This is a genomic window from Variovorax sp. LG9.2, assembly GCF_035018885.1.
Lineage (GTDB): Bacteria > Pseudomonadota > Gammaproteobacteria > Burkholderiales > Burkholderiaceae_C > Variovorax.
On sequence record NZ_JASJXB010000010.1, the window covers coordinates 82,725 to 101,505 of the forward strand.

Sequence of the window (18,781 nt, forward strand, 5' to 3'; positions counted from 1 at the left end):
CTGCCGTCTCTGCATGAGCGGGGACGGAAATGGGGCTTGTGCTTTGCGGTACGAGCCCCATTTCACTGAGGCGTACAGTCAGTGGCAGTCAATGACGAATTACGAACGAACCCCTTATTCGGAGAGCAAATTCATGAGCGCACAAGAAATTCAAGGCCTCGGCATGGTTCCGATGGTCATCGAGCAGTCGGGCCGCGGCGAGCGGTCTTACGACATCTATTCGCGCTTGCTGAAAGAGCGTGTGATTTTCCTGGTGGGTGAGGTCAACGACCAGACCGCCAATCTGGTGGTTGCGCAGTTGCTGTTCCTCGAGAGCGAGAACCCGGACAAGGACATTTCGTTCTACATCAACTCGCCGGGCGGCAGCGTGAGCGCCGGCATGGCGATCTACGACACGATGCAGTTCATCAAGCCCGACGTGTCCACCCTGTGCATCGGCTTTGCCGCCAGCATGGGCGCGTTTTTGTTGGCAGCCGGTGAAAAGGGCAAGCGCTTCTCGTTGCCCAATTCCAAGATCATGATTCACCAGGTGCTGGGCGGCGCACGCGGTCAGGCAACCGATATCGAGATTCACGCACGCGACATCCTGAAGACGCGTGAGCAGATGAACCGCATCCTTGCGGAGCGCACCGGTCAACCGCTCGAAAAGATCCAGCGCGACACCGAACGCGACTATTTCCTGACGGCCGACGAGTCCAAGGAATATGGCTTGGTCGACCAGGTTATTTCCAAACGCGGTGTGTAACCGTTCGCGGCGCTGACGCGCCACGGCAACGAACGGCGTTTCCCACACGGGGAACGCCGTTTTTGTTTCGCTATCATTGATAAATCCCAGTTACGAGGCACCTGCATGGCCGACAAAAAAGGCTCTTCCAGCGAAAAAACGCTTTACTGCTCGTTCTGCGGAAAGAGCCAGCACGAGGTCAAGAAGCTGATCGCAGGGCCATCGGTCTTCATCTGCGACGAGTGCATCGACCTCTGCAACGAAATCATCCGCGACGAGTTGCCCGCCGGTGAAGAAGCACGCGACGCCCGCAACGATCTGCCGACACCGCTCGAGATCAAGACCAACCTCGACAACTACGTGATTGGCCAGGAGCCGGCGAAGCGCATGTTGTCGGTGGCTGTGTACAACCACTACAAACGTCTGCGTCACAAGGAAAAGTCCAAGGGCGAAGAGGTCGAACTCAGCAAGAGCAACATCCTGTTGATCGGCCCGACAGGTTCGGGCAAGACGCTGCTGGCGCAAACGCTGGCGCGCATGCTCGACGTGCCTTTCGTGATGGCCGATGCCACCACGCTGACCGAAGCCGGCTACGTCGGCGAAGACGTAGAGAACATCATCCAGAAGCTCCTGCAAAGCTGCAACTACGAAGTAGAGCGGGCGCAGCGCGGCATCGTCTACATCGATGAAATCGACAAGATCTCGCGCAAGTCGGACAACCCGTCCATCACGCGCGACGTGTCGGGCGAGGGCGTGCAGCAGGCGCTGCTGAAGCTCATCGAAGGCACGATGGCCAGCGTGCCGCCCCAAGGCGGACGCAAGCACCCGAACCAGGACTTTCTGCAGATCGACACGACCAACATCCTGTTCATCTGCGGCGGTGCTTTTTCCGGACTTGAAAAGGTCATCGAGAACCGCACCGAGGCGTCGGGCATCGGCTTCGGCGCCTCGGTGCGCAGCAAGAAGGAACGCAGCCTGACCGATGTGTTCCGCGAAGTCGAACCCGAAGACCTGATCAAGTTCGGCCTGATTCCCGAACTCGTCGGTCGCATGCCGGTGATTGCTTCGCTGGCCGAACTCAGCGAAGACGCGCTGGTACAGATCCTGACCGAACCCAAGAACGCGGTGGTCAAGCAGTTCACCAAGCTGCTGCAAATGGAAGGCGTCGACCTGGAGATTCGTCCGGCGGCGTTGAAGGCGATTGCACGCAAAGCGCTGGCACGCAAGACCGGCGCCCGCGGATTGCGCTCGATCCTTGAACAGTCGTTGATCGACACCATGTTCGAACTGCCTAACGCGATCAATGTCGACAAGGTGGTGGTCGAGGAATCGACCATCGATGAAAACAAGCCCCCGTTGCTCGTGTACCGCGAAGCAGCGAAAAAGGCCTAAAAGGATTTCCATGTCCGGTCATATCCCCTTGCCATCCGATGCCCTCGACCTGCCGCTGCTCCCGCTGCGCGATGTCGTGGTGTTTCCTCACATGGTCATCCCGCTTTTCGTGGGCCGACCCAAAAGTATCAAGGCGCTCGAACTCGCGATGGAATCCGAGCGCCGCATCATGCTGGTGGCGCAGAAGGCCGCGGCCAAGGACGAGCCTTCTGTCGAAGACATGTTCGAGGTCGGCTGCGTCTCGACCATCCTGCAGATGCTCAAGCTGCCAGACGGCACCGTGAAGGTGCTGGTGGAAGGCCAGCAACGCGCACGCGTGAACCGCATCGACGACAGCGAGACCCACTTCTCGGCCAACGTGAGCCCGATCGAAGCGGTCGAAGGCGCCGCCAAGGGCACCGAAGTCGAAGCATTGCGCCGCGCGGTCATGCAGCAGTTCGACCAGTACGTGAAGCTCAACAAGAAGATCCCGCCCGAGATCCTCACGTCGATTTCCAGTATCGACGATCCGGGTCGCCTCGCCGACACGATCGCCGCACACCTGCCACTGAAGCTCGACAACAAGCAGGCTGTGCTCGACCTCGACGACATCAAGGCGCGCCTGGAAAACCTGTATGGTCAACTCGAGCGCGAAGTCGACATCCTGAACGTCGACAAGAAGATTCGTGGCCGCGTGAAGCGCCAGATGGAGAAGAACCAGCGCGACTTCTACCTGAACGAGCAAGTCAAGGCGATCCAGAAAGAGCTGGGCGAAGGTGAAGACGGCGCTGACATCGAGGAGATCGAGAAAAAGATCAAGCTCGCCAAGATGCCGAAAGAGGCGCTGAAGAAGGCCGAGAGCGAACTCAAAAAGCTCAAGCTGATGTCGCCGATGTCAGCCGAGGCGACAGTGGTGCGCAACTACATCGACGTGCTGGTCGGCCTGCCGTGGAGCAAGAAGACCAAGATCAAACACGACCTGGCCAATGCCGAGGCGGTGCTCAACGAAGACCACTACGGGCTCGACAAGGTCAAGGACCGCATCCTGGAATACCTCGCGGTGCAACAACGCGTGGACAAGGTAAAGGCGCCGATCCTGTGTCTGGTCGGCCCTCCAGGTGTCGGCAAGACTTCGCTCGGCCAGTCGATCGCGAAAGCGACCGGCCGCAAGTACACGCGCATGGCCCTGGGCGGCATGCGTGACGAGGCAGAGATTCGCGGGCATCGCCGCACATACATCGGCGCGCTGCCGGGCAAGGTGCTGCAGGGCCTGAACAAGATCGGGACGCGCAATCCGCTTTTCCTGCTCGACGAAATCGACAAACTGGGCACCGACTTCCGTGGCGACCCGTCGAGCGCGCTGCTCGAAGTGCTCGACCCCGAGCAGAACCACACCTTCGGCGACCACTATGTCGAGGTCGATTTCGATTTGTCCGACGTGATGTTCGTGGCGACTTCGAACTCAATGAACATCCCGCCGGCACTGCTCGACCGGATGGAGGTCATTCGTCTCTCGGGCTACACCGAAGACGAGAAGACTCACATCGCGCTGAAGTACCTTCTGCCCAAGCAGTTGAAGAACAACGGCGTGAAGGACGAAGAGCTCCTCATCACCGAAGAAGCGGTGCGCGACATCGTGCGTTACTACACGCGTGAAGCCGGCGTGCGCTCTCTCGAGCGGGAACTGTCGAAGATCTGTCGCAAGGTCGTCAAGGGCCTGCTGCTCAAGAAGATGACGCCGAAGGTGACCGTAGACGGCAGCAACCTGAACGACTTTCTGGGCGTGCGCAAGTACAGCTTCGGTCTGGCTGAAAAGCAGAACCAGGTCGGCCAGGTCGTCGGTCTCGCATGGACCGAAGTGGGCGGCGATCTGCTCACGATCGAAGCGGTGACGATGCCTGGCAAGGGCGTCATCACACGCACCGGTTCGCTCGGCGACGTGATGAAGGAATCGGTCGAGGCTGCACGCACGGTGGTGCGCAGCCGGGCGCGCCGCCTTGGCATCAAGGACGAGATGTTCGAGAAGCGCGACATCCACATCCACGTGCCCGATGGCGCGACGCCGAAGGACGGCCCGAGCGCCGGCGCCGCGATGACGACGGCTTTCGTATCGGCGTTGACGGGCATTCCGGTGCGTGGCGATGTCGCGATGACCGGCGAGATTACCTTGCGCGGCGAAGTGACTGCCATCGGCGGCTTGAAGGAAAAGTTGCTTGCTGCCTTGCGTGGCGGCATCAAGACGGTGCTCATCCCGGAAGAAAACGCCAAGGACTTGCAGGACATTCCCGAGAACGTGAAGAACGGGCTCGAGATCGTGCCGGTGAAGTGGATCGACAAGGTGCTCGAGATCGCTCTCGAGAGAATGCCGACGCCGCTGTCCGATGAAGAAGTCGCTGCCTCTGCCGCAGCGGTCGCCGAGTTGGCAAAGCAGCGTTCTGCGCAGCCGGCTCCAGCTCCCACGGAAGGCTCGATCAAACATTGATCGAGCCTTGCCAGAGAGCCAAAAGTTGTTGTATAATCTGAGGCTCGAAACGCGGGATTAGCTCAGTTGGTAGAGCGCAACCTTGCCAAGGTTGAGGTCGAGAGTTCGAGTCTCTTATCCCGCTCCAAGTTTTGAAAAAGGGAAGCTACATGCTTCCCTTTTTTTCGCAGGTTGTTTTCGAACAGTTCTTTTTGGCGCGATAGCAAAGCGGTTATGCAACGGATTGCAAATCCGTGTAGCCCGGTTCGACTCCGGGTCGCGCCTCCAAAAAAAACGCTGATGCAGCGAATCAAAGCCCGGAGCCTCCCGGGCTTTTCTTTTTTGCGCTTTTTCTTTGGCGTCGCTACGACCCATGTTGTCCCAGGTCAAAACCCCTGCGGCGAGGCATGCATAGCCTTGACGGTTTCATCCAAAGGAAACCGAATGGCTGCCTTGAACTGGTCGGAATCGCTTGTGCTGGACCTGCCTTTTATGGACCGTGAACACCAGGCGTTCGTGGACCTGATCGAGCGCGTGGAGGTGGCCGACGATGCGCAGCTTGCATTGGCGTGGAGCGATCTCGTGGCCTGTACGACCAACCATTTCGCGCGTGAAGATCTCTGGATGCAATCCAGCGGTTTTGCTTCGAGGAAAGATCACATCGTGCAGCATCGCGTTGTGCTGGAAGTCATGCGCGAAGGTCTAGTTCACGCGCGCGAACGACGGTTCCTGCAAGTGCGCGAGATGGCGCGACAGCTCAGGAGTTGGTACGTCAAACACGTGCAGACGATGGACGCGGCTCTGGCGCTTCATTTGCGTGGCAGGCGCTTCGATCCGGCGACTTCAGCGACTTCACCGGCTTGCGCAGCTTTCTCCGTACTGGAACCGACAGGCCACTGAACGCCAGTCGGTGTCGATGCGTGCGGCCTAGCGCGCGATTGTGGAGAGCGCGGATTGGCAGACGACGCATCGAACAGCGGCCGGCTGGATCAGAAGTCGCTCACGCGCAATAACCTGTTCGCAATCCACGCAAAGGGCATATCGGCCGATCGAGATTCGCTGCAGTGCCTGCTCGATGTCGGCCAGCGTCGGACGTCGGACCTTGACCGCCGCGCAGGCAGCGGTTTTTGCATCGTCGGCATGCGCCGCGTCGTTTTCGTGGTCCAGCTGCGCAGCCAGCTTCCTGCGGTCGTGCGCGACGGCCCATCGTCGAAGAATGTCCAGGCGTTCGACGAAGGCCCGCATGTCTTCGGGACTCATATGGCTCATGGTGACTCCGTCTTTTGGCGTGCCCGCAAAAGGCACCGGCGCAGTATCACCAGACGGCCATGGCATCTGCTTGATCCAAATCAAGCGGCGCGGCGTCGCCGCTACAGCGTGAGTGTCACCAATCGAAAACCTGGATCATCGGCAAACCGCTTGACCGCGAAGCCGAGCCTCTTGATCAGCTTCAGCATCTCCGCGTTCTCCGCCAGCACCAGCCCTTCAATCTCTGCGAGCCCCTTGTCTCGCGCCGCATCGATGATGCTTTCCATCAACCGTGAACCGAGTCCCTTGCCGCTGAAGTCGTCGGCCACCACCAGCGAGAACTCGCAGCTCGTCTGATCCGGGTTGGTGATGTAGCGCGACACGCCGACGATGCGTTCAGTTTCGGTCGCGAGGCCGGCGGTATCGACCGTGCGTTCGCGGACCACGGCCACCAGCGCCATCTCGCGGTCGTAATCGATCAGCGTGAAGCGCGACAGCATCGACGCCGGCAGTTCGCGGAAGTGCGACACGTAGCGGAACCACCGACTCTCCGGCGACAGATGCTGCACCAGGTTTTGCAGCATCTGCGCGTCGTCGGGGTGCACCGGTCGCACCGTGTAGGCACCGCCGGCAACGCCACTGCTGCCACCCGCACCCCCAGGCAAGGGCCACTCGCGCCGATATCGTGCCGGGTAGGGAAGGATGGCCAGGTGGTTGTAGCTGATGCCATGCGGCCCCGTCGCCTGCGAATTCATGTGACCGATGACGATGCGCGCGTCGACCGCCACCGCACCCGACGCGTCCACGATGATCGGATTGATGTCCATCTCGCGCAGCTCGGGGAGCTCGCACACCATTTCGGAGACGCGCAGCAAGACCTGCTCCAGCGCCTCCATGTCTGTGGCCGGCGCACCGCGCCACTCGCCCAGCGTCTCGGCCACCCGCGAACGTTCGATCAGGCGCCGCGCCAGGAACTGGTTGAGCGGCGGCAGCTCCATCGCGCGGTCGTCGAGGAGCTCGATCATGGTGCCGCCGGCACCGAAGACGATGACCGGCCCGAAAGGCTCGTCCGTGACCAGGCCGATGTAGATCTCGCGCCCGCGCCGGGCCCGCGCCATCTTCTGCACGGTCACGCCGTTGATGCGTGCGTCGGGTGCGAGACGCGCCACGCGCTCCATCATGTCGGTGTACGTATCGCGCGCGCCGGCGCCGTTCATCACGTCGAGCGCCACACCCTCGACATCCGACTTGTGGCTGATGTCGGGCGAATCGATCTTGAGCGCTACCGGAAATCCGAGCTGCGTCGCGATCATCATGGCTTCGTTGGCGCTGCGTGCCAGCAGGGTGCGCGTGATCGGAATGTGGAAGGCCGACAGCAGCGTTTTCGACTCCATTTCTGTCAGCACCTTGCGCCGTTCTGCGAGCACGCTTTCGATCATCAGCCGCGCACCTTCGATGTCGGGCTTGGCCAGCGCCGACAACGGCGGTGGCGTCTGCTGGAGCATCAACTGGTTTTCATAGAACGATGCGATGTTGCCGAACGCGCCGACCGCCGCTTCGGGCGTGCGAAAGGTTGGGATCGTCGCTTCGGAAAGCACCTCACGCGCGGGCCCTACGGTGGCATCGCCCATCCAGCACGACAACAGCGGCTTGCTCATCGGCCGCGGAATGTCGGCGAGCACGCGCGCGACCGCAGCGGCATCGGCACCCGGCTTGGGCGAGAAGATGGCGAGCACGCCGTCGATCTGGCGGTCGGCGGCAGCGGCTTCGATGGCAGCCTTGTAATGCGCGGGCTCGGCCTCTTCGGAAAGGTCGATGAGGTCGGTCAATGACGCCAGTGCCGGCAGATGGGGCTGCAGCTTCTGCGCCGATTCGGCCGAAAGCTTGCCCAGTTGCAGACCGATCTCGTTGACCCAGTCGGCCGCCAGCACGCCCGGGCCGCCGCCGTTGGTGACGATGGCCAGCCGCTTGCCCACGGGCCGGTAGCGCGAGGCTAGGCACTTCGCAGCCGAGAACAGTTCGACGAAGGAGCGCACACGGACCGCGCCGGCGCGGCGCAAGGCGGCGTCGAACACATCGTCGCTGCCGACGATCGACGCACTGTGCGTCTGCGCCGCCTCGTTGCCGGCAGGCTTGCGGCCGGCCTTCAACACCACCACGGGCTTCACATGCGAGGCAGACCGCAGCGCACTCATGAAGCGGCGCGCGTTGGAGATGCCCTCCATGTACACGATGATGCTGTGCGTGCTGCCGTCGTGCGCGAAGAAGTCGAGCACCTCTGCCAGATCGACCGAGGTGTGCGGGCCGAGCGAAACGACGTTCGAGAAGCCGACCGAGTTCTTGCGCGCCCAGTCGAGCATCGACGCGGTGAGCGCGCCGGACTGCGACACCAGTGCGAGCGGCCCGGCCTTGGCCAGCGGCCCGGCTGTGCTCGCGTTCAGATGCAGTTGCGGCCGCTGGAAGCCCAGCGAATTCGGCCCGAGAAGATGCACCCCCTCGTGCCGCGCCACCTTCGCCAGTTCCGCCGCTTGCTCGGCGCCGATGCCGGTCGACAGCACGAGCGCGGTGCGGCATCCGATGCGCGCCGCGATTTCGAGCGCCGCTCCGATCTCGCTCGGCGCCAGGGCGATGATCGCCAGGTCGGCGCGCGTCTGCGCAAGATCTTTCAGGGTGCCGCTGGTGTGGATGTCGACGAAGTGCAGCGTGCCGGTGAAGCGGTCGGCGTCGAGCGCCTGACGCAGGATCCTGGCCTGCGGCGACTGACCTTCGGCAGCGTCGGTCCGGCCCGCGAAAACGACCACCGAGCCTGGCGTGAAGAGGGGTGCGAGGTAATGCTTGTCCATGCGATCAGTCTGCACCATCGGAGCCCCGATGTGGGTGCCACTGCACTTGGCACCGCTGCATCCTGGCCTGTCAGCGAACCGTCGGCACGGTCGGCCGGATGCCCCCCAACAGCCACCGCATGAGTTCCCCGACAGGCCGGATCTCGCCCCCGAACGGCAAGCGCCCCGCGCCTCTGAAGAACAAGCCTTGATCGGTATGCCCCTCCAACGCGTGGCCCAGCGTCTTGTCGATGCAGAACTGGCCCCATGTCGCGGTGCCGTCACGCAGGCCGCAATGCGCCAGGCAATCGAAGCGCATCGTGCAATGCTCCTTCTTGTGCGCCTTGTCTTTGAGCCGCGGCTCCAGACGCAGGTACTTCTCCAGCCACGGCGTCCGCACCGCGCGCGCGGGCAGCCCGGCCGTGCTGATGAACTCCACGATGTCTTCGGGCCCTGCATCGGCCAGTACGCGCTTGAATGCGATGTTCGCGTCGCACTCGGTGGTCACGGCGAAGGCGGTGCCCAGCTGCACCGCTGAAGCGCCCAGGCCCTGCAGGCGACGGATGTCTTCCAGGCTGCCGATGCCGCCCGCGACGATCAACGGAATGCGGCCTTCGATGCCGGCGCTCTTGAGAAACGCCAGCACCTGCGGCAGCACCACCTCGAAGTCGAAGCGCGGATCCGTCAGGTCGGCGATCTTCGCGGCGCCGAGGTGGCCGCCCGCCAGACGCGGATGCTCGATCACGATGGCATCGGGCAAGCGGCCTTTCTTCTCCCACTTGCGCACCACGAGTTGAACGCCGCGCGCGTCGGAAAGAATCGGGATCAGCGCGACGTCGGGATACTCGCGTGCGATCTCCGGCAGGTCGAGCGGCAGGCCGGCGCCCACCACGAGGGCATCGACGCCACAGGCCATCGCATGCCGAAGCAGGGCCTCGTAGGAGGTCAGTGCCTTCATCACGTTCACCGCGATGAGGCCGCGACCGCCGGAAATCGTGCGTGCCTTGGCGATCTCGCGGCCCAGCGCTTCCAGGTTGGCGGCGTCGATGCACGTGCCCGCATCGACCTCGGCTTCCCGGTCGACCGTGCGCGCCATCAGGTCGGGATGCAGGCGGCGCAGGTCGACGGACGAGATCGTGCCCATGCCGCCCAGCCCGGCCACGGTGCCTGCAAGGCCGCCAGCGGACACGCCGACACCCATGCCGCCCTGCACGACCGGGATGTATTCGCGGCCCTTCAAGTGCCAATTGCGCAGGCCCGAGGCGGCGGCAAGGCTGGCGAGCATGTCGGCGCTGCACGTCGCACCGGATTCTGAAGCGGGCACATCGGGCCGGACTACCGGCGTTGTTTCCAGAAATGGGGTCATCGTCTTTTCAAAGGTGCCCGGTCGTCGTCAGATGATCCGGGAGAACCGCGCGCGCTTGCGGTCAGTTTGCAGGTAGCGGTCGAACACCATGGCCACCGCGCGCACGAAGAACCAGCCCTTGTCGGTCACGGTCAGATCGTGGTCGGTGACCTGCACCAGCCCGTCGGCCGCGAGCTGTCCGAGAGCGGCCAGCTCCGTGGCGAAGTGGTTCGGAAAATTGATGAGATGCGCAATGCCGATCGACTCGAAGTCGACATGACCCTGGCACATGATCGCCATGATCACCGCGCGCCGCAGCACGTCGTCGCGCGACAGTCCGAGGCCTCGCACGACTGGCAGTCGGCCCTGGTCGAGGTGGTCGTAGTACTCCTCCAGCGTCTTCGCGTTCTGGCTGTAGGTGCCGCCCACATGTCCGATGGCGGAGACGCCCAGCGCGATGAGGTCGCAGTCGGGCTGCGTGCTGTAGCCCTGAAAGTTGCGGTGCAGCCGACCTTGGCGCTTGGCTACGGCCAGCGCATCGTCAGGGCGCGCGAAGTGGTCCATGCCGATGTAGACGTAGCCCGCTTCGGTGAGTGCGGCGATTGAGCGCGAGAGCATGTCGATCTTGACCGCGGCGTACGGCAGGTCGCTCGTCGCGATGCGGCGCTGTGGCTTGAATCGATCGGGCAGATGTGCGTAGGCATAGAGCGCAATGCGGTCGGGTTGCAACTCGCACACCTGCGCCAGCGTGCGGTCGAACGAGGCCACGCTCTGCCGCGGTAGCCCATAGATCAAGTCGACATTGATCGACTGGAACGAAAGCTGCCGTGCCGCTGCGACGAGGTCGAACACCTGTTTCGCGGGCTGAATCCGATGCACCGCCTGCTGCACGGCCGGATCGAAATCCTGCACGCCGAAGCTCAGCCGGTTGAAGCCCAGGCGCGCCAGGTGGGCAAGTCGGCCGGCGTCGACGGTGCGCGGGTCGATCTCGATCGCGTACTCGCCGGATGCCGAAAAAGAGAACGCCTCGCGCAGCATCCGCATGAGATCGGCCAGGTCTTCGTCGCTCAGAAACGTCGGCGTGCCGCCGCCCAGATGCAGCTGGCTTACAGGCGTTCCGGGGCCGAGCCGCGCCACATGCAAATCGATTTCCTTGCTTAGGTAACGCAGGTATTCGCGACCGCGCGATGCGTGGCGCGTGACGATCTTGTTGCAGGCGCAGTAGTAGCAGAGCGATGCGCAAAAAGGAATGTGCACATAGAGCGAAATGGGACTGCGTGCGCTTGCGCCCAGACGTCGCTGTCTTGCAGCCGCGCCGTAGTCATCGGCACCGAAAGCTTCGACGAAACGGTCGGCCGTCGGGTACGAGGTGTAGCGCGGGCCGGCAATGTCGAAGCGCGCCAGCATCTCGGCCGAGACGCTGTGCGCTGAAGTTTGAAGGTCCGGTGCCAGGGCGATGGAAGTCATTGCGGAAGGGCTTGAGGTTGCAAGGCGCGAAAGGAGGCGGGACTTTCAATGTGCCTCGGTCGCCTCGGGAAAATCTTGACCCTCGTCAAGCTTCGCCTCCGTGACGCCACGCCTTGATGCAGATCAACAGGTCGATCGGCACACGGCGCTAGCCTCGTCGCATGCAAGCTGTACTCCCTTCGGGCCCGATGGGCGCCGCTGTCGCCATGGCCCGAATGAACGCGGACGCAAGCGACTTGTCGGTGCTGGACGACCCAGCCGAATGGCCCGCGTTCGGCCAGTCGCTCGACGGCGCACTGTGGGAGTCGCGCGTGGTGGTGCAGGGCATGCACTGCGCAGCGTGTGCGTTCGCGGTCGAGTCGGCGTTGTCGCGCGTGAGCGGCGTGCACGAGGTGCAGGTCAACGCCGCGACCGGACGCGCGCGCATCGTCTGGTCGCCTGCGAGCGTGCTGCCATCGCACTGGTTCGAGGCCTCCGCAGCAGCCGGCTATCCGCTGGTGCCGGCCGGCGACATCGCTGCGCGTGGCGAGCGTGCACGCAGTGCCCGAAAAGCGCTCTGGCGCTGGCTGGTCGCGGGGTTTTGCATGATGCAAGTGATGATGTACGCCTACCCCGGCTACATCGCAAAAGCCGGCGACATCGCACCGGATTCGATGCAGCTTTTGCGCTGGGCCTCCTGGGTACTGTCGCTGCCCGTGCTGCTCTTTTCCTGCAGCCCGTTCTTCGCCAACGCATGGCAAGACCTGCGCTCGCGACGTGTCGGCATGGACCTGCCGGTGGCGCTCGGCATGCTGATCACCTTTGCGGTGAGCACGGCGGCCACCTTCGATGCCACCGGTCCGCTCGGGCACGAGGTCTACTTCGACTCGTTCACCATGTTCGTCTTCTTTCTGTTGACCGGCCGCTGGCTCGAGGCCCGCTTGCGCGACCGCACCGCAGGTGCGCTGGAGGCACTGATGAACCGGCTGCCGGACAGCATCGAGCGGCGCGATGCCCACGGCGATTTCGTGCGCATCGCGGTGCGCCGGCTGGCAGTCGGCGACGTCGTGCGGGTGCTGCCCGGCGAGGCGTTTCCCGGCGATGGCATCGTGCTGGCGGGCGACACATCGGTCGATGAAGCACTGCTGACCGGCGAGTCGCGACCGATGCCGCGCGCCAGCGGTGCGCAGGTTCTGGCGGGCAGCCACAACCTGGATGCACCGGTTCAGGTGCGTATCGACGCGCTGGGGTCGAGCACGCGCTTTGCGCAGATCGTCGCCTTGATGGAAAGCGCTTCGGTAGACAAGCCGCGACTGTCCAGGCTCGCCGACCGGATCGCCCGACCCTTTCTGCTGCTGGTGCTGGCGGCTGCCGCCGGTGCGCTGGTTTTCTGGTGGCCCGTCGACCATGGCAAGGCGCTGATGGCCGCGGTCGCGGTGCTCATCGTCACCTGCCCCTGCGCGCTGTCGCTGGCGACGCCGGCCGCCATGCTCGCGAGTGCGGGTTCACTGGCGCGCGGCGGCGTGCTGTCGAGCCGGCTCCAGGCGCTCGAAGCGCTCGCCACCGTCGACACGGTCATCTTCGACAAGACCGGCACGCTGACAGACGACACGCCGCGGCTCGACCGCGTCTATTGCCGGCGAGGCCTGCAGCCGGGCGACGCGGTGGAGACCGCGGCGGCGCTCGGCATGCAGTCGCTGCACCCGGCTTCGCGCGCGCTGGTGGCGGCCTGGCAAGAGCGCTTTCGCATGGCGCCGGCTTGGGACATCGTGCAACTCCACGAGCACGGCGGGCAAGGGCTCGAAGCGCGCATGCGTCGCACCGACGGTCACGGTCAACCCACGCGCTCCGTGCGCTTCGGCTCGGCCGTTTTTTGCAACGTCGCTGCCTTGCATGTCGATAGCGCCCAGGTCCATCTGAGCGACGACGAAGGCTGGCTCGCCAGCTTCGTTCTGGCCGAAAACTTGCGAAGCGATGCGATCGGCGCCATCGCTACGCTGGAGGCTCAGGGCATCGCGGTGCAGCTGCTCTCCGGCGACCGCGCCACCGCGGTTCGCAGCCTGGCGGAGCGTGCCGGCATCCAGACGGCGCAGGGCGACTGCCGGCCTGAAGACAAGCTCGACGTGCTGCGTATCTTGCAGGGCCGAGGTCACCGCGTGGCCATGGTGGGGGACGGCCTCAACGATGGTCCGGTGCTGGTCCGCGCCGATGCCTCCTTCGCCTTTGGCAGGGCGGTACCGCTCGCGCAGGCGCGGGCCGACTTCATCGTCATGGGCGGCGCCTTGCAGTCGATTCCCGATGCCATCGCCCAGGCGCGTCGCACGATGCGCGTGGTGCGGCAGAACCTGTGGTGGGCCGCTGGCTACAACGCGCTGTGCGTGCCGCTGGCGCTGGTCGGTTTCATGCCGGCCTGGCTGGCGGGCGTCGGCATGGCGGTCAGCTCGCTGGTGGTGGTCGGCAATGCTTCGCGCCTTGCCGCAAGGCCTGACGGACGTCTTGCCGCACGTCCTGCGACAGCACCTGGAGTCAGCCGCTAATGGACATCCTTTTCCTGCTCATCCCGTTTTCGGTGGTGCTCGCACTGGTCATCCTCTTCGGCCTTTGGTGGGCCGTCGACAGTGGTCAATTCGACGACGTGGAGCGCGAAGGGCAGCGGATTCTTCGCGACGATTGATCTGCATCAACGTGCTTGCGGCTGCACTTGGGAACACTCGGTCAGTCCAATGAACGAGGCAGTCCGAATGCAAGCAACCCACACCCCGGAGGTGACCTACTCCGATACGGTCATCCGCCAGTTCGCCTTGATGTCAGTGGTCTGGGGCGTGGTCGGCATGCTGGTCGGCGTGATCATCGCGTCGCAGCTCGCATGGCCCGAAATGAACCTCGGCGTGCCATGGCTCAGCTACGGCCGCCTGCGACCGCTGCACACCAACGCGGTGATCTTCGCCTTTGGCGGCTGCGCCTTGATGGCGACCAGCTTTCATGTGGTGCAGCGCACTTGTCAGGTTCGCCTCTTCGCACCGAAGCTCGCGTCGTTCGTCTTCTGGGGCTGGCAGGCGGTGATCGTCTCGGCCGCAATCAGCCTGCCGATGGGCTTCACGCGCGGCAAGGAATACGCGGAACTCGAATGGCCGATCACGATCGCCATCGCGGTCATCTGGGTCGCGTATGCCATCGTCTTCTTCGGCACCATCGGCCGCCGCAAGGTGCGCCACATCTACGTGGCCAACTGGTTCTACGGTGCCTTCATCATCGCGGTCGCGCTGCTGCACATCGTCAACGGCGCGTCGATGCCGGCGGGCTGGATGAAGAGCTATTCGGTCTACGCCGGCGTGCAGGATGCAATGGTGCAGTGGTGGTACGGCCACAACGCGGTCGGCTTCTTCCTGACCGCCGGATTCCTCGGAATGATGTATTACTACATCCCCAAGCAGGCCGAGCGCCCGGTGTACTCGTACCGCCTGTCGATCGTGCACTTCTGGGCGCTGATCTTCACCTACATGTGGGCCGGCCCGCACCACCTGCACTACACCGCGTTGCCCGACTGGACGCAGTCGCTCGGCATGGTCTTCTCGCTCATCCTGCTGGCGCCGAGCTGGGGCGGAATGATCAATGGCGTGATGACGCTGTCGGGTGCATGGCACAAGTTGCGCGACGACCCGATCTTGCGCTTCCTCATCGTGGCGCTGTCGTTCTACGGCATGGCGACTTTCGAAGGTCCGATGATGTCCATCAAGAGCGTCAACGCGCTCAGCCACTACACCGATTGGGGCATCGCCCACGTGCACTCGGGTGCGCTCGGCTGGGTCGGCTTCATCTCGATGGGCTCGCTCTACTACCTGATCCCCCGGATGTACGGCCGCACGACGATGTACAGCGTCAATGCCATCGAGGTGCACTTCTGGACCGCCACCATCGGCGTGGTGCTCTACATCGCCGCCATGTGGATCGCCGGCGTGATGCAGGGCCTGATGTGGCGCGCCATCAACGCCGACGGCACGCTGACATACACCTTCGTCGAGAGCGTCAAGGCGACCTATCCCTTCTACGTGGTGCGCCTCATCGGCGGGCTGTTGTACCTGAGCGGCATGTTGGTGATGGCCTGGAACGTCTGGATGACGGTGGGATCGGGCCGCTCGGTTCGCGTTGCGATTCCGCCAATTGCCCTGGCCCATGCGTGAAGCACACAAAGAAAAATCATGTCTTCCAAACCCACCCTCCGGCCCGCCCTCAAAACCGGCTTCACCCATGAAAAGGTGGAGACCAACAACCTGCTGATGATCGTGCTGATCCTGGTCACCATCGCCATCGGCGGGCTGGTCGAGATCGTGCCGCTCTTCTTTCAGAAGTCGACGACGGAGCCGATCGTCGGGCTGAAGCCGTACACCGCGCTGCAACTGGCCGGCCGCGACATCTACCAGCGCGAGGGTTGCTACAACTGCCACTCGCAGATGATCCGACCCTTTCGCTCCGAGACGCTGCGCTACGGGCACTACTCTGTCGCAGGCGAGTTCGTCTACGACCATCCGTTTCAGTGGGGCAGCAAGCGCACCGGGCCCGACCTGCACCGCGTGGGCGGCAAGTACAGCGACGAGTGGCATCGCATTCATCTGAACAACCCGCGCGACCTGGTGCCGGAGTCGAACATGCCGGCCTATTCGTGGCTCGCAACCAACCAGGTCGATGCGGAGGCGATGCCCGCTCACATGCGCGCCTTGCGCCGTGTCGGCGTGCCCTACACCGACGCGGAAATCGCATCGGCCACCGCAGACACCCAGGGCAAGACGGAGCTCGAGGCGACCATCGCCTACCTCCAGTCACTGGGCCTCGCGCTCAAGTAAAGGAGCACACCATGGACATCACCACCCTGCGCGTTTTTGCGACCGTCGCCTGCTTCGTACTCTTCATTGGCATCGTCGTGTGGACCTATTCGAGCCGCAACACACGCCGCTTCGAAGAGGCCGCACAGCTGCCTTTCGAGCAGGACTGAAAGACACGCCATGAACGATTTCATCAGTAGCTTCTGGGCCAACTATGTCGCCGTCTCGGCCGTCGTCAGCATCGTGGCTTGCGGTCTGCTGCTGTGGGTCACGGCACGCGGGCGCATCGCGCCGACCGACGACAACACCACCGGCCACGTCTGGGACGAAGACCTGCGCGAGGCCAACAATCCGTTGCCGATGTGGTGGGTCGGGCTGTTCGTCATCACGATCATCTTTGCCTTCGTCTATCTGGCCTTTTTTCCGGGGCTGGGCAGCTTCAACGGCAAGCTCGGATGGAGTGCCGTTGGCCAGTACGAGGCCGAGGTTGCCCAGGCCGACAAGGATCTCGTTCCCGTTTATGCGGCATTCCAGACGATGCCGGTCGAGCGGATTGCCGGCGACCCCAAGGCGATGGCCATCGGCGAGCGGCTCTTCATGAACAACTGCTCGCAGTGCCACGGGTCCGATGCACGCGGCAGCAAGGGCTTCCCGAATCTGACGGACGTCGACTGGCTGCATGGCGGCACGCCGGACAAGATCATCGAAACCGTCACCAAAGGCCGCATCGGCGAGATGCCGCCCATGGCGGCCGCGGTCGGCACGCCGGACGACGTCAAGAACGTCGCGCAGTACGTGCTCAGCCTGTCGGGTCGCTCGACCGACTCGGTGCGCGCCGGGCTGGGCAAGTCGAAGTTCACCGCCTGTGCGGCCTGTCACGGCATCGGTGGCGTCGGCAACCAGGGCATCGGGGCACCGCGCCTGAACGACGAGATATGGCTGCACGGCTTCGGCGAGAACGCCATCGTCGCGATGATCAACGGCGGCAAACACAACGTCATGCCCGGCCAGGAAGGTCGCCTGACCGAAGCGCAGATCAAGGTGGTGGCCTCGTACGTGTGGGGGCTGTCGAACAAGGCCGTTGCATTGCCTGTCGTACTGCCATGACCGTACCTGCCCCAGCCCGCAAGATCATTCCGATCGTGCCCGTGGCGGAGGAGGCCGGCGGGCTCTATGAAGCGACCAAGAAGATCTATCCGCGCAGCGTGCGCGGCAAGTTCGCGCGCTGGCGCTGGGCGATGGTGTTCGTCACCCAGCTGTTTTTCTACGCCACGCCCTGGTTGCAGTGGGGCGACCGCCAGACCCTGCTGTTCGATCTGGTCGCGCGGCGCTTTTACGTCTTCGGGCTGGTGTTGTATCCGCAAGACCTGATCTACCTGTCGGGGCTGCTGGTGCTGTCGGCGCTGTCGTTGTTTTTGTTCACCGCGGTGGCCGGGCGGCTCTGGTGCGGGTACGCGTGCCCGCAGACGGTCTACACCGAGATGTTCATGTGGATCGAGCAACGGATCGAGGGCAGCCGCATCGCCCGCATGCGGCTCGACGGCGAATCGTTCTCGGCCGAGAAGCTGGTCAAGAAGTGGTTCAAGCATTTCATCTGGCTCGGCATCGCGATGTGGACGGGCTTTACCTTCGTCGGCTACTTCACGCCCATCCGCGAGCTGGGCATGGAGTTCCTGCAGACGCGCATGGGTTCGTGGGAAGTCTTCTGGGTCTTCTTCTACGGTCTGGCCACCTACGGTAACGCCGGCTTCATGCGCGAGCAGGTCTGCAAGTACATGTGCCCGTATGCACGCTTTCAGAGCGCGATGTTCGACAAGGACACGCTGATCGTCAGCTACGACTTGCCGCGTGGTGAACCGCGTGGCGTGCACGCCAGGGCACAGGACGCACGCACCCAGGGCCTGGGCGACTGCATCGATTGCGGCCTGTGCGTGCAGGTGTGCCCGACCGGTATCGACATCCGCGAGGGTCTGCAGTACGAGTGCATCGGCTGCGGCCTGTGCGTCGACGCCTGCAACACGGTGATGGACCGCATGGCGCAGCCGCACGGGTTGATCCGCTACGCCACGCAAAACGGGCTGGCCGGTGGCTGGAGCGCGGTGCAGGTGCTGCGGCGTGTTTTTCGCCCGCGCGTGCTGATCTATGGCGCCGTGCTGTTGGCCTTGGGCGTTGGCTTGCTCGCGAGCCTGGTGGTGCGCGTGCCGCTCAAGGTCGACGTGGTGCGCGACCGTACCTCGCTTGCACGTATCGCCGATGGCGGCAGGCTCGAGAACGTCTATCGGCTGCAGATCATGAACGCGACCGAGCGCTCGCAGCGTTACCGCATCGCTGCCAGCGGACTGAAGGGTCTTGCCGTGGCGACGCCCAGCCAGGCGGTCGATGTCGGGCCGGCCGAGTCGCGCTGGGTGGCGGTGCGGCTGCAAGTGCCTGCAGAAGATGCACCACCCGGATCGCACACCGTTTTCTTCAACGTGCGGTCCGCCGACGGTGCCTCGCAGGTCTCTGAAAAGGCCGTGTTCCTCATTCCCCGATAACCGACTGGAG

At 63.7% G+C, this 18,781-nt stretch carries 15 protein-coding genes and 2 tRNA genes; 13 read left to right on the forward strand and 4 right to left on the reverse strand.

Annotated features, from left to right (window positions below):
• Nucleotides 1–133 precede the first annotated feature (133 nt).
• The 6 genes from clpP (at nucleotide 134) to QN413_RS12770 (ending at nucleotide 5,456) form a co-directional block, all read left to right on the forward strand.
• Nucleotides 134–745, forward strand: a complete 612-nt coding sequence (gene clpP, locus QN413_RS12745; RefSeq protein ID WP_187052311.1) for an ATP-dependent Clp endopeptidase proteolytic subunit ClpP — start codon at nucleotides 134–136, stop codon at nucleotides 743–745.
• A 105-nt stretch (nucleotides 746–850) separates the two neighbouring features.
• Complete coding sequence (clpX, locus tag QN413_RS12750; protein WP_187052310.1) at nucleotides 851–2,116, forward strand: ATP-dependent Clp protease ATP-binding subunit ClpX; 1,266 nt, start codon at nucleotides 851–853, stop codon at nucleotides 2,114–2,116.
• Nucleotides 2,117–2,126: 10 nt separating this feature from the next.
• The gene (gene lon, locus QN413_RS12755) at nucleotides 2,127–4,577 is read left to right on the forward strand and encodes an endopeptidase La (RefSeq protein ID WP_323496972.1); all 2,451 of its coding nucleotides are present in this window, start codon (nucleotides 2,127–2,129) and stop codon (nucleotides 4,575–4,577) included.
• Between the two features lie 51 nt (nucleotides 4,578–4,628).
• Nucleotides 4,629–4,704 (forward strand) — tRNA-Gly (locus tag QN413_RS12760).
• A 66-nt stretch (nucleotides 4,705–4,770) separates the two neighbouring features.
• A tRNA-Cys gene (locus tag QN413_RS12765) sits at nucleotides 4,771–4,844 on the forward strand.
• A gap of 156 nt (nucleotides 4,845–5,000) precedes the next feature.
• Nucleotides 5,001–5,456 carry a hemerythrin domain-containing protein gene (locus QN413_RS12770; RefSeq protein WP_323496973.1) on the forward strand — a complete coding sequence of 152 codons (456 nt, stop codon included), beginning with the start codon at nucleotides 5,001–5,003 and terminating at the stop codon, nucleotides 5,454–5,456.
• 27 nt (nucleotides 5,457–5,483) lie between these two features.
• Here the strand turns inward: QN413_RS12770 and QN413_RS12775 are convergent, their stop codons facing one another.
• From QN413_RS12775 to hemN, 4 genes are all read right to left on the reverse strand, one after another.
• On the reverse strand, nucleotides 5,484–5,816 hold the full coding sequence (locus QN413_RS12775) for a TraR/DksA C4-type zinc finger protein (RefSeq protein WP_323496974.1): 333 nt from the start codon (nucleotides 5,814–5,816) through the stop codon (nucleotides 5,484–5,486).
• Nucleotides 5,817–5,926: 110 nt separating this feature from the next.
• Entirely contained in the window at nucleotides 5,927–8,647 is a 2,721-nt protein-coding gene (locus QN413_RS12780) for a bifunctional acetate--CoA ligase family protein/GNAT family N-acetyltransferase (RefSeq protein WP_323496975.1), read from the reverse strand.
• A 70-nt stretch (nucleotides 8,648–8,717) separates the two neighbouring features.
• A complete protein-coding gene (locus tag QN413_RS12785) occupies nucleotides 8,718–9,911 on the reverse strand; it encodes an NAD(P)H-dependent flavin oxidoreductase (RefSeq protein WP_323497041.1) in 1,194 nt (397 codons plus the stop codon).
• Nucleotides 9,912–10,019: 108 nt separating this feature from the next.
• A complete protein-coding gene (gene hemN, locus QN413_RS12790; RefSeq protein WP_323496976.1) occupies nucleotides 10,020–11,438 on the reverse strand; it encodes an oxygen-independent coproporphyrinogen III oxidase in 1,419 nt (472 codons plus the stop codon).
• Nucleotides 11,439–11,599: 161 nt separating this feature from the next.
• Here hemN and QN413_RS12795 point away from each other — a divergent pair, with 161 nt between their 5' ends.
• From QN413_RS12795 to ccoG, 7 genes are all read left to right on the forward strand, one after another.
• Entirely contained in the window at nucleotides 11,600–13,954 is a 2,355-nt protein-coding gene (locus QN413_RS12795) for a heavy metal translocating P-type ATPase (protein WP_416352176.1), read from the forward strand.
• A complete protein-coding gene (gene ccoS / locus QN413_RS12800) occupies nucleotides 13,954–14,091 on the forward strand; it encodes a cbb3-type cytochrome oxidase assembly protein CcoS (RefSeq protein ID WP_323496977.1) in 138 nt (45 codons plus the stop codon). Before QN413_RS12795 ends, ccoS begins: the two co-directional genes overlap by 1 nt.
• Nucleotides 14,092–14,158: 67 nt before the next feature.
• Nucleotides 14,159–15,598: a cytochrome-c oxidase, cbb3-type subunit I gene (gene ccoN / locus QN413_RS12805; protein ID WP_323496978.1), complete on the forward strand. Its 1,440-nt coding sequence runs from the start codon at nucleotides 14,159–14,161 to the stop codon at nucleotides 15,596–15,598.
• An 18-nt stretch (nucleotides 15,599–15,616) separates the two neighbouring features.
• The gene (gene ccoO / locus QN413_RS12810; RefSeq protein ID WP_323496979.1) at nucleotides 15,617–16,258 is read left to right on the forward strand and encodes a cytochrome-c oxidase, cbb3-type subunit II; all 642 of its coding nucleotides are present in this window, start codon (nucleotides 15,617–15,619) and stop codon (nucleotides 16,256–16,258) included.
• A gap of 11 nt (nucleotides 16,259–16,269) precedes the next feature.
• Nucleotides 16,270–16,407: a cbb3-type cytochrome c oxidase subunit 3 gene (locus tag QN413_RS12815; protein WP_323496980.1), complete on the forward strand. Its 138-nt coding sequence runs from the start codon at nucleotides 16,270–16,272 to the stop codon at nucleotides 16,405–16,407.
• A gap of 10 nt (nucleotides 16,408–16,417) precedes the next feature.
• Entirely contained in the window at nucleotides 16,418–17,344 is a 927-nt protein-coding gene (gene ccoP / locus QN413_RS12820) for a cytochrome-c oxidase, cbb3-type subunit III (RefSeq protein WP_323496981.1), read from the forward strand.
• Nucleotides 17,341–18,771 (forward strand): cytochrome c oxidase accessory protein CcoG, encoded by a 1,431-nt coding sequence (gene ccoG, locus QN413_RS12825; protein ID WP_323496982.1) that lies wholly within the window; start codon nucleotides 17,341–17,343, stop codon nucleotides 18,769–18,771. Before ccoP ends, ccoG begins: the two co-directional genes overlap by 4 nt.
• Nucleotides 18,772–18,781: the final 10 nt, after the last annotated feature.